This is a genomic window from Echinicola jeungdonensis, assembly GCF_030409905.1.
GTDB classification, from domain to species: Bacteria; Bacteroidota; Bacteroidia; order Cytophagales; family Cyclobacteriaceae; genus Echinicola; species Echinicola jeungdonensis.
In genome coordinates, this window is record NZ_JAUFQT010000001.1 from 2,160,944 (window position 1) to 2,175,742 (window position 14,799).

General features: G+C 40.1%; 8 protein-coding genes. 6 read left to right on the forward strand and 2 right to left on the reverse strand.

The window, feature by feature from the left end:
• Positions 1–40: 40 nt before the first annotated feature.
• Together QWY93_RS09060 and QWY93_RS09065 are read right to left on the reverse strand one after the other, a co-directional pair.
• Complete coding sequence (locus QWY93_RS09060; protein ID WP_290247888.1) at positions 41–514, reverse strand: DinB family protein; 474 nt, start codon at positions 512–514, stop codon at positions 41–43.
• A gap of 327 nt (positions 515–841) precedes the next feature.
• On the reverse strand, positions 842–2,347 hold the full coding sequence (locus QWY93_RS09065; RefSeq protein WP_290247889.1) for a rhamnogalacturonan acetylesterase: 1,506 nt from the start codon (positions 2,345–2,347) through the stop codon (positions 842–844).
• Positions 2,348–2,664: 317 nt separating this feature from the next.
• Between QWY93_RS09065 and QWY93_RS09070 the strand changes: the two genes are divergently transcribed.
• From QWY93_RS09070 to QWY93_RS09095, 6 genes are all read left to right on the forward strand, one after another.
• Positions 2,665–4,047, forward strand: a complete 1,383-nt coding sequence (locus QWY93_RS09070) for a glycoside hydrolase family 88/105 protein (RefSeq protein ID WP_290247890.1) — start codon at positions 2,665–2,667, stop codon at positions 4,045–4,047.
• Between the two features lie 460 nt (positions 4,048–4,507).
• Positions 4,508–6,253 carry a GH39 family glycosyl hydrolase gene (locus tag QWY93_RS09075; RefSeq protein WP_290247891.1) on the forward strand — a complete coding sequence of 582 codons (1,746 nt, stop codon included), beginning with the start codon at positions 4,508–4,510 and terminating at the stop codon, positions 6,251–6,253.
• Positions 6,254–6,775: 522 nt separating this feature from the next.
• Positions 6,776–7,417, forward strand: a complete 642-nt coding sequence (locus QWY93_RS09080) for an RNA polymerase sigma factor (RefSeq protein WP_290247892.1) — start codon at positions 6,776–6,778, stop codon at positions 7,415–7,417.
• Positions 7,418–8,073: 656 nt separating this feature from the next.
• On the forward strand, positions 8,074–9,114 hold the full coding sequence (locus tag QWY93_RS09085; RefSeq protein WP_290247893.1) for a FecR family protein: 1,041 nt from the start codon (positions 8,074–8,076) through the stop codon (positions 9,112–9,114).
• 172 nt (positions 9,115–9,286) lie between these two features.
• A complete protein-coding gene (locus tag QWY93_RS09090; protein ID WP_290247894.1) occupies positions 9,287–12,697 on the forward strand; it encodes a TonB-dependent receptor in 3,411 nt (1,136 codons plus the stop codon).
• Positions 12,698–12,715: 18 nt separating this feature from the next.
• Positions 12,716–14,230 (forward strand): RagB/SusD family nutrient uptake outer membrane protein, encoded by a 1,515-nt coding sequence (locus QWY93_RS09095; protein ID WP_290247896.1) that lies wholly within the window; start codon positions 12,716–12,718, stop codon positions 14,228–14,230.
• Positions 14,231–14,799: the final 569 nt, after the last annotated feature.

Below are 14,799 nucleotides of genomic sequence, written 5' to 3' on the forward strand. Positions count from 1 at the left end.
AATGGCTCTGTGATATTCTTTATTTTGGTATTGCCAAGCTCTATTTCCAAATTCCCAGAAGACGGCGTACGATTACAAGTTGTCCGATATGATAGGAATTATGATCTGCCACCAGCAGGAGCTCCCGGAAATAGTTTTGGCCGGAACCATGAGGGATGGGAGCGGTGAGATCAACTTCTGGATTAGCGGCCATTTCCAATAATGCTTTTCTGTCGGAGCGGTATAGTTTGATACTATTTTCCCACTCATCAAGTGACCTTGGTGCCACGAATTGAGGCCAGTAATCATCAGGCCAGGTTGGCTCCTTATAGTTTGGGTTTTGGCAAAAATCCAGAATATCATGTTGAATGGTCCGAAGGTGCTCCAGGAGTTGCCAGGGTGAGTATGGAAGGCCCCGAGCCTGGACTCCACGCAGTTCTTCAGGTATACCGTTTATGACAGTGTCAAAGTTGACATGGGCGTCCTCCCACTGGAGTAAACTTATAAGGTGTTTTCGAATAATGGCCTTGTCCATAAGTCAAAGGATTATTTTTTAATAGATATGGTTGGTTGGGATAAGGGGCTTGAGATCTGTTTACTATACAATTTATCGATTTATAAGCTGAAGGAAAATGGGTTTTTATACCGAAACCTAAAATTTGAGTGATTGAGGAAGGAGCTGATTAATATTTTGACAACTTACCGCCTATAGTTGGCAAGAGGTCAAAGAATAGTTTCTTAAAAGAGAGTAAAGGAAAAGGAAGATGAATCCTCTTCGATCTTTGACTTTTTTTCAAACCCAGAAAAAAGGCCGGAGGAGAATCCCCCGGCCTTGATAACCTATTAAAATTAAACTTTATTCTTATTTTATGTAATCTTTAAGATCGCATTCTTCCAATCCTTTTATTCCTTTAACCACCGCTTTTGCATTGTATTCTGCTCCTTCTTTGATGGTATGGGTATGGTCCCTGTCATTAAAGAAATGCTCTTTAACATATTCCTCTCCCAACTCATCATAACCATCCGCGATGATTTTATTGAGGTTGATGAAATAAGCTTCCCTGGCTTCAGCAGCCTGTTTTGCCCAAAGTCCATAGCTATCATCAGCCCGGTTTACTTTGCCTTCTTCATTCCAGCTGTTTCGAGGGATCAATGAGCATACAATAGGAGTTGCTCCTTTTTCTTTGGTTTCAGTAATCATTTGTTTCAGGTATTGACCATAAGAAAATACCGTTTCATATTGCTCAGTGATAGGGTTATAAATTTCCTCGGCTTCAGTACCTGCACTTCTGATGGTGCCTCTTGCGCGGTGATTATCATCCAATGGACTGCTGTCGTTATGTCCAAACTGCATGATCACATAGTCCCCTGGCTCTAACCTTTCATATACTTTTTCCCAAAGGCCATAAGTCTGGTAGGTTCGGCTACTGGTTCCGCCCAAAGCATGGTTTTGCACTTTGATTTCTTCCAGATCAAAATAGGGAGCCATATAATCTCCCCAGCCCCAAAGGCCTCCAGCACCATCTCCCTGGCCATTTTTTACCGTACTGTCCCCAATCAGGTATAGGGTGGGTTTGTCTTTTTTCAAATAAGCCTGAAGCTTACATTTTTCCAGGTCTTTGATTCCCTGCACTACTGTCCAGGCGTTGATGCGGGCGCCGGCTTCATTGGTATGGGTATGATCTTTTTCAAATAAAGCTTTGACCACCTTAGGGCCCCATTGGTCATATTGATTGGCTACTCTTTCATTCAGATCAATAAAAAAAGCACCGGTCCTTCTGGCCACCGCTTTGGCCCATTTGCCATAATCCTGATCTGCCCTTTCTACTTCTCCATCATGGAATTTGTTCCTGGGGATCATGGAAGCAATGATGGGTGTGGCTCCTTTTTCTTTGGCTTCGGTAACAAACTTTTTTAAATACCAACCATAGGTATGAACCGTTTCTGGTGTGCCATCGGGCCAGATCAACTCAACCGTCTCATCACCGGTTCCTGGAAGCACCCCCCGGTAACCCGCCCTGGTAGTGTCAGGCTTGCTTCCTTCATTATGGCCAAATTGCATAATAACAAAGTCACCTGGTTTTAAATCATCCAGGACCCTTTTCCATCTTCCTTCTTTGACAAAAGTTCTGGTGCTACGGCCGGCCATGGCCTGATTGCTGACTTCTAACAGCTCACTGTTAAAAAAGTCATCAATAAAGGTTCCCCAGCCCCATTGGCCAGGCCCTCCATCCCCGGAGCTGTTTCTAACGGTGCTGTCTCCGATAATATAAAGGGTGGGTTTTTCTTCTTTGGCAGTAAATGCTGCCGCTACCATTAGTAATAGGAATGCAAATAGGGGGAGTAATCCTTTTCGTTTTCTTTGCATGGTTTAGGATTCGTTTTTTGGGTAAATTAATTCAAATGGAATTTACTTTTAGGATATATGATTTATCACCTCTCATTATAAACCACAATCATTTAAGATATTAAATATAATGAGAATAGGAATTCCCTTGGATCAATGATTTCTTTGGTAAACTCCATCAATAAAACTAAAAATAGAATTCCAAAAAGCTATGCTGTATTATGTGGTTTGAAATAAATTCCATCACGATACAGGACAGTAATTCCAATAGGAAAACTAATTTTATATTTTTAAATCAATTAGTCAAAATGACCCAAATTTTACCTTAAATAAATATTATGAATATCCAACAACCAATTTGGCGAGGTGGATTAGTAGGATTGCTAAGTCTAACCCTTGCCTGCTCACCCCAGGAAAAACAAGAAACTGTCCAGGAACCAGAAGTGCTAACCGATACCAATACTCCTTTGCATCTTTTGGAACCTGATTATCCGGTGCCTTATGGTCACCCGGAAGAAAAAGAGGTGAAGGAGGTTCTAGATAGAATTTATAAATATTTGGATTCTACCACGCCAGCAGCGATCCTTTCTGAAGAGGGCGGGGAATCTCTTACTGATTATAGCCAAGTGGATGAAAAATCCGTCCTCAGTCAAGGAGATTTTAGATTGTTGAGCTATGAATGGGGGGTGACTTATTCAGCCATGCTTTTGGCTGGAGAGGTTACTGGAGATCAAAAATATACCGATTACACTAAAAAAAGGGTCAAATTAATTGCAGACCTTTTTACTCATTTTAAGGAATTACCGAGCAAGGACCATGCTTTGCATTCCGTTTTGTATCCTGGGGCTTTGGATGATGCAGGAGCGCTTTGTGCCTCCTTTATCAAGACCCAGAGAAGCGGGGTGGATGCTGATGTAAGACCGGTAATTGACAACTTTATAGATTACATCATGAATGGCCAATTCCGCCTTGAGGATGGGACCTTGGCCAGAAACAGGCCCTTGAAAAACACTCTTTGGTTGGATGACCTTTATATGAGTGTGCCTGCTATTGTCCAAATGGGCAAATTGACTGGTGAGCAAAAATACTTTGATGAGGCAGTCCGTCAGATAAAACTATTTTCTGATCGGATGTTCAATGAGGAAAAAGGCCTTTATATGCACGGTTGGGTGCAAGGCATGGAGGAACACCCTCAGTTCCACTGGGGCCGTGCCAATGGCTGGGCCATCCTGACCAAGGTGGAGGTGCTAAATGCTTTGCCAGAGGATCATCCAGGCCGCCCAATGGTTTTGGACTTGCTTAGAAAACATATTCGTGGATTGGCAAGGTTGCAGTCCGGTTCGGGATTTTGGCATCAGCTTTTGGACCGAAATGATTCTTATTTGGAAACTTCTGCAACGGCCATATATACTTATTGTATTGCCCGTGCGGTCAACGAAGGCTGGGTGGATGATCAGGCCCATGCTCCAATGGCAATTTTGGCTTGGAATGCAGTAAGTACCAAAGTAAATGATAAAGGCCAGGTGGAAGGAACCTGTGTAGGGACCGGAATGGGTTTCGACCCTGCTTTTTACTACCACCGTCCCATTAATCCATATGCTGCCCACGGCTATGGTCCGGTAATCGCAGCTGGGGCAGAAGTCATCAGAATGCTAAAGATGCATGATTTTGAGATCAATGACAGCTCAGTGCAGTTGCTGGATGAATCTGCAAAGGATTAAATTATTTTCATTTAAATAGGTTTAGGGTTAATTTCTTTCTAATAAGCCGCCTCAAAGTTTTGGGGTGGCTTTTTTTATATGACTAAACCAGTCTATAAGTCTTTGCCTGAAAAGTAATGATGGAAATAAAGGAAAGAATCAAGAGGATTGAAAAAAGAAAAATGTAGAATTAATAATTGATTCCTGCAACAGTAGTTTGTGTCTTCATAAACCGCCAGCTAAACAAGGTTACTTGCAATCCCTTGACAGGTAAGTAGGCTCCCAAATAACAAACAAACCTAACAACTAATAACTTTCACTGAATATGTTTTCAAAATTTATTTGTTTCAAAACGGAACTAAGTTAACTGTCTTGGCTAGCTCAGAATAATTTAAGTGTTTTTATAACTTTTAATAAGAATTATATAATTTGGATGGTCAAGTAATTTTATACTTTCCAATAAAACCCAAATTCAATATTTATGAAATTATCTTTTGCAATATTTAGAATCATCAAAAATAGCATTTTGTCTTTTTTTGTTTTGATTCCTGTGTCTTTAATTTATGCTCAATCCAACGGGGTAAGTGAAGAGGAAGCGGAAATCAATATTGATTTTTCCCAGCATATTGGACAAATGAGTCCGGTTTGGGCCTGGTGGGGATATGATGAGCCCAATTATACCTATATGAAGGATGGGAAAAAGTTGCTGACAGAAATTTCCCAGTTAAGCCCTGTCCCGGTAAATGTGAGGGCACATAGCCTATTGGTTACAGATGAGGGGCCGAGAGCCGCCTTAAAATGGGGTTCTACCAATGTTTATACCGAGGATGAGAAAGGAAATCCTGTTTATGACTGGACCATTGTGGATAAAATTTTTGATACCTATATCGAGAGAGGGATGAAGCCTTTTGCCCAAATTGGCTTTATGCCAAAAGCACTTTCCTCCAAACCGGAACCCTACCGCCACCATTGGAAACCTGGAGCCAAATATGAAGAGATTTACAGGGGCTGGGCCTATCCGCCCAAGGATTATGAAAAATGGGCCGAACTGGTTTATCAATGGATCAGTCATTGTGTGGAACGGTATGGAAAAGAAGAAGTGGAGAGCTGGTACTGGGAGTTGTGGAATGAATATAATATTGGATACTGGCAAGGTACCACGGAAGAATATTTCAAGCTTTACGATTTTACTGCTGATGCTGCCAAAAGGGCACTTCCTTCTATAAAAATAGGAGGACCTGAGACTACGGGGCCAGGTCATCCCGATGCTGCCAAAGAACTAAGAATGTTTCTGGACCATGTGACCAAAGGTACCAATTATGCTACGGATAAGACCGGTTCCCCGTTGGATTTTATCACCTTTCATGCCAAGGGAAGTCCTAGATTGGATGATGGTGTGGTGGTCATGGATATGGGCAGGCAATTAAGGGATATTGACAAAGGTTTTGAAATAGTGGCCTCTTACCCTGAGCTCAAAGACTTGCCCATCATCATTGGGGAGTCAGATCCGGAAGGTTGTGCAGCCTGTTCTGAAGCCGATTATCCGCATAACGCTTACAGGAACGGAACCATGTATTCCAGTTACACAGCCGCTTCTTTTGCCAGAAAGTATGAGTTGGCGGATCATTATGGCGTAAATTTCCTGGGAGCAGTAACCTGGGGTTTTGAATTTGAAAATCAGCCTTGGTTTGCTGGATTTAGGGATATGGCCACCAATGGAGTAAATAAGCCGGTACTGAATGTCTTTAGGATGTTTGGCATGATGACTGGGCAAAGGGTAGCCGTAAGTGGAACCCTTGGTGGAAATGCTGGTTTGCCCTATGATTATAAAACCATTAGGGATCAAAGCGTCCGCGGGGAGGAACCGGACATCAATGCTTTGGCTGCTATTGATGGGGAAAAAGCCACTGTTATGGTCTGGAATTATCATGACCGAAATGATTTGAGAGGAATTTCATCTGTGGCCCTGAATATGGAAAATTTACCTGATGGCCAGTATCAGCTTTTACATTTCAGAGTGGATCAGGAGAACAGCAATTCCTATGAGCTTTGGAAAAAAATGGGGTCTCCCCAAAACCCGAGCGATTCTCAAATCCGTCAGCTTGAGGAAGCGGGACAATTGGAACTTTTAGAACCACCAAAATGGGTAAAAGTGAAAGATGGAAAATTGAAGGTGGATTTGGTTCTTCCACGCCAAGGAGTTTCCTTGCTTAAATTAACGAGGTAAAGGATTTTTGGCTTAATTTTTCCATGAATGGTGAAAAACAAAGGGTGAACAGCATAGTACAGTATGATTTGAACGAATGAAATTTTTAAATTTCTAATTCAAATCAATCCCAACATGTGGATCGGTTTGGAAAGAAGATTTTGACAGTAATTGTTAAAACTTCATTTCGATTAGGGGTTTTATAGACAGAAAAGCCAACTCTATAATGGAGTTGGTTTTTTCTTATCCCCTTTTTACCTAACCTTCCTGCTCATGCCCAATCAGGATAGTTCAGAACACTTATTGTATAATTGTTTCATAATTTGGCGGTTAGCCATTTCTAAAAATTGGAAAAACCAGCTAAATCTGGGAAAGTTACCATTAATAATTTATTTTACATTTTCTGAGAATTTGTTTTAGAAATCGACCATTGCGTCTTCTAATTCCCCTGAACTTTTTTCTTTAATGTGCAGGAAAAACACTTGGAATATTAAAATAAATATTGGTTGGTCTTTAAATCCCAAAAATAACCCTAAGTGCCAAATGGAAAATAACTTGAAAAAGGAGTTTGCAGCTGAAGTAATCTGTCCAGAAAAAGAGGCCAAAAGCATTAAAACTTCAGACATTCAGCTTTGGCAAGCATTTAAATCAGGAAATAACGCTGCTTTTTTGCAAATCTATGAGTCCCATTTCGACCAACTTTTTAGTTATGGTTTTAGAATTTGTAAGGATGAGGATCTGGTAAAAGACGCTATTCATGATGTGTTTTTCGAATTAAGGAAAAATGGTAAAACTATTGGTGAAACAGATTCTATCAAGTTCTATCTCTTCAAATGTCTGAAAAGAAAAATCATTAAAGAGCTGACCTCCTGGTACAACAAACAGGAAAAACTGAATGAGCATATTCCTTTTGAAATCACATTTTCACATGAACATTTTTTAATCAACAGCCAGATTGATAAAGAGAAATCCCTGAAAATAAGCCAGGCCCTAAGTGAATTGTCTCCCAGAAAAAGAGAGGCCATTTATTACCTTTATTATGAAGGCATGAGTTATGAACAAATCAAAGAATTGATGGATCTTTCCAATGCAAAATCCGCAAGGGATTTGGTCTATAAAGGGCTAAGGTCGCTTAGGGAAACAATTGGTTTTATGCCGGTGTTTTTCCTTTTTGGAATACAGTAATTGGAGATATGAGACGATAGATTTTAGATATGAGAGCGGTCCAAGTTAGTAAACTTATTATCATCTCCCTTCAAAGTTTCTAAATGGTGGGATAGTCATGAACGGTTATTAGGGATGCACACTGAGCGGAATAGAAAGCTGATCGAGAATTGAAATTCCGATCCCTAATAATTGTGATTTGAAATCGACATAAAGGCATATATTCCTGAGACTGTTTCATAAGTGTTTCGTGCAATTGACTAATAATATTTTATTCTAACGATTGAAAAATAGTGAATTAATAATTGGGAATGAACCTGCCTAATCATGGGAAACCATCGAATCCCTAATTCCCGGATATCAAATCACTATCAACTATCCAATACAAACAAAATTTGCTTTAGTGGATTTTTAGTGATTTTGACTAATTTGACCGCTTCCATTATCACAAAAGTTTTAGAGAACTGGCAAAATTTCAGTTATAACCTAAACAAAAAAATGACATTGGACTTTAAGCTGTCGGCAGTTGACATCCATTGGAATAAAACAAGCTTCACCTGGCTCATAAGCCATATTTTTTAGGGTTTTGAAAATTTCTTTAAAAAAAGTTAAAAAATAAAGGCGTTGTTTGGGGAGTTTTCTGCTTTGACATGTAAACGGAGTAAAAAGAAATAAGAATGCCTCAAATAAAGGACCTTATAGAAGATCTAGAATTTATCAGGTGGGTAAAAAATCCAGAGGATAAGCTGCAGGAATATTGGCAAAACTGGATAGAAGCCAATCCTGATAGGATAGAGGATGTGAAATTAGCCAGGGAGGTAATTCTTGGTTTAAAATTTCCCTCAAAAAAGGCAAGTCCAGAGGTAAAAAAGGAAGTGCTCAATAAGCTACTCCAAGCTTCTCCTTCCGAGGAAGAAGAAAAAGAAAATAGCTATACCAAAAATAAATCCATAAAATGGAAGAGCTTTAACCAATGGGAAAAGATAGCTGCAATATTGGTGTTTGCCTTGATGCTGTCCTTATTAATTGGAAACCTTTCATTTTTTAAAGAAAAGCCTGCTCCAGTTCAGGCTTTGAAATGGATAAATAAAACCACCAATTATGGTGAAAAGCTTAATTTTAGATTGCCTGATGGTTCCATTGTCTGGTTGAACTCCGGGAGTAGTTTGGAATATCCCGCCTCCTTTGATTCCACCGTTAGATTAGTGAAACTCCATGGTGAAGGATTTTTTGAAGTAACTGAAGATAAAAATAAGCCCTTTAAGGTATTGTCAGAAAATTTGACCACGACAGCTTTAGGGACATCATTCAATATCAAAAGCTCCTATCAAAATGTGGTTATCGTTTCTTTGGTCACTGGAAAAGTACAAGTAGATGACCAATTGGACAATCAGCAATATTTGCTGAGCCCCGGTGAACAACTCGATTTTGACAATGAAAATAAAAAAGGGAAAATCTCCAATTTTGATTTGGAGGCAGTTCAAAGTTGGAGAAAGGGGAAACTGGTTTTTCAAAAAGCTACCTTCCAGAAAGTAAAGGAAGATTTGGAAAGGTGGTATGGAGTTTCCATTCAAGTGGAAGGACAACCTTCACAATCCTGGAGATTTAATGGAGAGTTTGAGAACCAGATCCTGGATGTGATTTTGATGAGTATGTCCAATATTGAGGATTTCAGCTATAAAATCGACAAAAAAGAAGTTCAAATAAATTTCAATTAATAATTCAATCAAAATCCAAAATGCCATGTCAAAAATAACCGCCAACACCTCCTAATTAAAGGCCAACATATAAGGCTAAAAAAAGCGGTCCCAAGGAGGATTAAACATTGGGGAATGGGCAATCTCCCTAGGACCGGGTCTAAATGAATGTATCAATAAACCAATCAAAATTATGAAAATTAATTTACTAAAGACAATCTATATGTTGTCCAAGTATTTCTTATATGGGTTTTCGATCCAATTATTGGTTCTCAACTTTGTCATGGCCTCGGAAGTCAAGGGGCAATACAAGTCTATTGATGAGGTCCAGGTTAGGATAGAAAAGAAAAATCTTTCTTTAACGGATTTTTTTCAAACGATTGAAAAACAAACCCAATTTAACTTCCTGTATGACCAAAAGCAGGTCAATGGAAAGACTAAAGTTCAAATTGTAAGAAAAAACGGGACCGTTGAAAGCTATTTGAAAGAGGTGGGGGCACAGGCGAAACTAAGTTTCCGCCAGGTGAACAATAGCATAGATACCAAACCTCAAATTAATGAGAAAGCTCCTACTGAACCTGTGGATGCTGTTTTCAAGGTCGTCACAGGAACGGTGTCCGATCATAATGGAGAGCCACTTCCCGGAGCTTCTGTTTTGATAAAAGGTACTTCAACTGGAACTGTAACCGATTTGGATGGTAAATATTCCATCAATGTGGATCAGGGGAAAGTATTGGTTTTTTCCTTTATTGGTTACGGAAGCAAAGAAATCACCGTTGGCAATGCCAGTGAAATAAATGTGGTCCTTTCAGAAGACATGTCTTCTCTTGGTGAAGTGGTGGTTGTCGGGTATGGTACTCAGAAAAAGGCCAATATCACAGGATCCATTGCCCAGATTGAACCTGAAAATTTAACAGAAAGACCCATCCAAAGAGTGGATCAGGCCTTGGTCGGTCAAATGGCCGGTGTGAGGGTAAAACAAACTTCTGGTGTTCCAGGTCGTGGTTTTGATGTCCAGGTAAGAGGTGTTGGGTCCATTACTGCCAACAACCAACCCCTTTATGTGATTGACGGTTTTCCACTGGAAAGTTCAGGAGGAAATCCAATGGACAATATCAGTCCAAACGATATTGAGTCCATTCAAGTGTTAAAAGATGCCTCTGCAGCAGCTATTTACGGTTCCAGGGCATCTAATGGTGTGGTTATTATCAATACCAAAACAGGTAAGGAGGGCAAAGCCAAAATCAATTTTAACTCCTATGTGGGTTGGAATGAAACTGTGAAGAAACTCGACGTTTTAAGTCCTACAGAGTGGATTGACAGGGCCACTGAAATGATCAATACCCAATGGGAAAACTCAGGTGAAGGTAGATCAGCTTCTCAGTCTCTAGCAGAAAGGGAGGCTATCCTGGGAGGATTTAACAGGAATTATATGTATGACCCTCGATGGATGCAGGAAGGTTATCCCGGGCTAAGACTGGTAGAATGGCAAGATCATTTGTTTAGGAAAGGGTTGGTTCAGAACTATCAATTGAGTGCCAGCGGTGGAAATGATTTTGTGAAATACTTCGTTTCTGGTGATTATATGGACCAGGAGGGTATTGCCGTAGGAGTAAATTATAAAAGATATTCTACCCGTGCCAATGTAGAAATCCAGGCCAATGAAAAATTGAAATTTGGATTGAACCTAAGCCCCTCTTATTCCATTTTGGATGATCCAGGAGTTGAAGGTAAAGATGCCATCACCCATACTACTGTAGGTATGGCCCCGGTTGTAGAAGAAGAGGCCGGACTTTTGACCGGTATAGGAGATGTCCCCTTGTACACTTGGGCTAGTTCAAGGCTCAGTCCTATTGCCTACGCCAGAAGAAGACTTAACCAAACCACGATTTTCAGAAATTTGGCCACTGTATATGGGGAATATGAATTTACAAAAGGATTGGCTTTCAAGAGTACCCTGAATGTGGATAATGTAGATCAGCAAAATAAAAATTATACTCCTGCTGAGATCACCAGAAACCGCCAGACCTCTGGTGGATTCAATGGCTACAGAAAGTTGACTTTTGTGAATGAAAACACCCTTTCCTTCAATAGGACCTTTAATGAAGACCACAATCTTAATGCGGTGGTTGGGATGTCTTATAATTTCAACAAGCGTAACACCTACCAAATGAGCGGTAATTTTGATGTAGAAGGAATTACCACTTTGAATGCTGCCATCATAAATGCAGGAAGCACTAATACAACTGAAACCCAAAGTACGCTGGTATCTTATTTTGGTAGGGTACAATATGATTATTTAGGTAAATACCTGATCTCAGCTTCTGCACGTAGAGATGGATCTTCAAGGTTTGGTCAAGATACCAAATGGGGTTTCTTCCCTTCCCTTTCCTTAGGTTGGAGATTATCCGATGAGGATTTTATGCAGGGACTTGATGCGGTAAGCGATTTGAAAATAAGGGGTAGCTGGGGGCTATCCGGAAATAACGGCATTGGGGATTATTCCCATATTGCTACCCTTGATTTTGCCAATTATTCTTATGGAGGAACCCTGGCTAATGGCTTGATCCCAGGAAACTTTCCAAACTCCGGACTTGGTTGGGAGGAATCAGAAATGACCAATATCGGTTTTGACCTGGGAATTTTGGAAAACAGGTTTTATACCTCCTTTGATTATTACTGGAAAAATAATACCAATCTATTGTTGAATATTCCTGTTCCATCTGCCACTGGTTTTACCACTGCCTTGACCAATATCGGTGAAGTGCTGAACAAAGGTTGGGAATGGGAGTTAACCAGCAGGAACATAACCGGGCAATTTGAGTGGACTACTAATTTGAACCTCAGTCATAATACCAATGAGGTAAAACAATTAGGCCCTGAAAATACCCCGATCCTTGGTGGTAGTTTTGATATTAATCACCGGATTACCATGGTGGGTGAGCCTATGAATACCCTTTACCTGGTTCAAAATATTGGTATCCTTACCCAGGAGGAAATCGATAATGGAGCAGCACTTTATGGAAATCAGGAAGCCGGTGACCCTCAATATTTGGATGCCAATGGTGATGGGGTGATCGACCCTGATGACAGAATTTTGTCCGGTGCACCTACACCTGATTATATCTGGGGGCTTACCAATAATTTCAGCTATAAAGGATTTGACCTCAATATTTTAGTACAGGGACAATGGGGTGGTTTGATTTATTCCACTTTTGGCCGTGCTATGGACCGTCCAGGAATGGGCTACGTTGAAAACACCCTTGGAAGACACCGAAACAGGTGGAGATCTCCTGAAAACCCTGGAGATGGAGAAACCGGTAAAGCAGTATCCAGCTTTGGCAGGATCAAAAATACCGATTGGTTGTATTCTTCAGATTATTGGAGAATCCGAAACATCACTTTGGGTTATGATCTTGGAAGGATTATTGAAAACAAAAATCTCCTTTCTGGAGGCAGGGTTTATGTTACCGCAGAAAACTTTTTTGGAGATGATAAATACACAGGAGGTTTTAACCCAGAAGCGGTGAATAATAATGGGGATGACTATGGTGCTTTTCCATTATCGAAATCAGTTGTTTTTGGTGTAAACCTTAAGTTCTAATAAAAAAAGACCAATCTTATGAAAAAGTTTAATTTATTATATATCGTCTTGATAGGACTGGTGACCGGAACTATTTCTTCCTGTGAAAGTAAGCTGGACCAGTCTCCGATTTCCTCCTTGGGTTCTAACGCCTTTTATCAAAATGAGGAAGATTTCATTACAGCCCTTTCTGGGGTGTACAATGGCCTGAATGCTTATCCCATCAATCATTTTGAATTGAGTGAGGTGCGTTCGGATAATATTTATACACCTGGGACTGCAGGTGTGAGGGATTATAACCTGATAAATAATTTCAATAGAAACCTAGAGGCCACCAGCATAATGAGCGATACTTGGAATGGCCTTTATAACAATATCATGAGGGCCAATACCCTTTTGGCCAATCTAAGTGCTGATGTGGTGCAAGATGAAGATTTGCGTACCAGGATTGAAGGTGAAGCAAAATTCCTTAGAGCCTTGTTCTACTTTGATCTTGTGAGGTTTTACGGAAAAGTACCGGTTTTTGACCAGCCAGTAACCCCATTGGAAGCTCTAGAAATTGGAAGAAGCGAAGTTCCTGTTGTTTATGATTTGATCATTTCGGACTTGGAGTTTGCCATAACCAACCTTCCACCTAATTATACAAGTGCTGCCGATTTTGGAAGGGCAACCTCCCATGCGGCAAGAGGAATGCTTGCAAGGGTTTATATGACTCGTTCCGGACCACAAGTCCACCCTGCTGGACCGGCCCTTGGCACGAATGAATGGGGTGAAGCCCTAGAGCAATTGGATGCCATTATTGACAGTGATCAATTTGACCTGGTGGACAATTATGCGGATATATTTGCTTATGATAATGAAAACAATGAGGAGATAGTTTTTGATATCCAATTCCTCAGTGGAGGTCAAGGTGTAGGTGGTGAATATGTACAATACCATTATCCGGAAGCCTTTGGTCGTTCTAATGGGATTCCATTTGCTGGGGGAACTTTTCCTGACGCGCCAAAAACAGTTTCTGCTGATGTGATGGATTCATTCAATGATGCCGATGTAAGGGATGATTTCTCGGTATGGGTTAATTATTTCGATACCAACGGGAATTTGGTCCAAGACCGCTTTATCAAAAAGTATTTGGATTTGGACAACCTGGGCGTAGACCGTTTTGACTTTGAATTGAATTTCCCGGTAATCCGCTATTCAGACATTCTGTTGATGAAAGCGGAAGCTTTAAGCCAAAGTGGAGGAAATCAATTGGAAATAGATGCCTTGGTCAACCAGGTCAGAAACCGGGCAGGAATCACTTTACCATTGATAGGGGTGAGCTATGAGCAAATTATGGAGGAAAGAAGGAGAGAGTTTATTGGTGAAGGATTGAGATGGCATGATCTGGTTCGGTCCGGAATGGCCATTGATACCATGACCGAATGGGTTGAAGAGGAAGATGATGCCAATAAAATCGCTACAGATATAAATTCTGATGACCTTATCTACGCAGTTCCTCTTAACCAATTGGATGTTAAAGAAGGTCTATATCAACAAAATCCTGGTTATTAATCCAGGTATTATTTGAGGTTTTTGTTAATTATGAATAAACCATCCCTCTTTGGGGGATGGTTTTATTTGGAGTTCAATATTATTTATTAAACGCAAAAAAATCTTACTTTCATCATCCTTTTGGGGAGTTGGAGTTTCGAATAAAATTATAATTGTGAATGGGTTTAAACAGCCATAAAACCAGCTCTTAATAAGGGCTGGTTTTTTTATTAATGGGGGAGAAATTAAGGTGATTTTGGAGCCCTATTCTTTAGTTTTTCCAAATACATTTATTATTGTAATACTAGCAATACCCTTGCATTTAGGGACTTTTGGGTAGTCGAATGGTCCGTAAAAATCACTTTGTCGGGAAAATTTTTCGTTAATAACAGTATAGTACAGAATAATATTCTTTTTAATAAAATTTACCTTGGTCATCTATCAATTTATTAGCCTTGGGCGAATTGACTTAAGGCTTTAATAATAAGGGGTTTATTATTGGAAAAGCAGTTTTCTATGAGGACTGCTTTTTTTGATATGATAGATGAGAAAATTTGCCAGGGATACCTAATCTCCTGTTTTTCCATCTT

What these genes read in the sequence shown, in the direction of transcription:
- QWY93_RS09090 (WP_290247894.1), top strand. Translation starts at nt 9,287, where the DNA reads ATGAAAATTAATTTACTAAAGACAATCTATATGTTGTCCAAGTATTTC.
- QWY93_RS09065 (WP_290247889.1), bottom strand. Translation starts at nt 2,347, where the DNA reads ATGCAAAGAAAACGAAAAGGATTACTCCCCCTATTTGCATTCCTATTA.
- QWY93_RS09075 (WP_290247891.1), top strand. Translation starts at nt 4,508, where the DNA reads ATGAAATTATCTTTTGCAATATTTAGAATCATCAAAAATAGCATTTTG.
- QWY93_RS09080 (WP_290247892.1), top strand. Translation starts at nt 6,776, where the DNA reads ATGGAAAATAACTTGAAAAAGGAGTTTGCAGCTGAAGTAATCTGTCCA.
- QWY93_RS09060 (WP_290247888.1), bottom strand. Translation starts at nt 514, where the DNA reads ATGGACAAGGCCATTATTCGAAAACACCTTATAAGTTTACTCCAGTGG.
- QWY93_RS09095 (WP_290247896.1), top strand. Translation starts at nt 12,716, where the DNA reads ATGAAAAAGTTTAATTTATTATATATCGTCTTGATAGGACTGGTGACC.
- QWY93_RS09085 (WP_290247893.1), top strand. Translation starts at nt 8,074, where the DNA reads ATGCCTCAAATAAAGGACCTTATAGAAGATCTAGAATTTATCAGGTGG.
- QWY93_RS09070 (WP_290247890.1), top strand. Translation starts at nt 2,665, where the DNA reads ATGAATATCCAACAACCAATTTGGCGAGGTGGATTAGTAGGATTGCTA.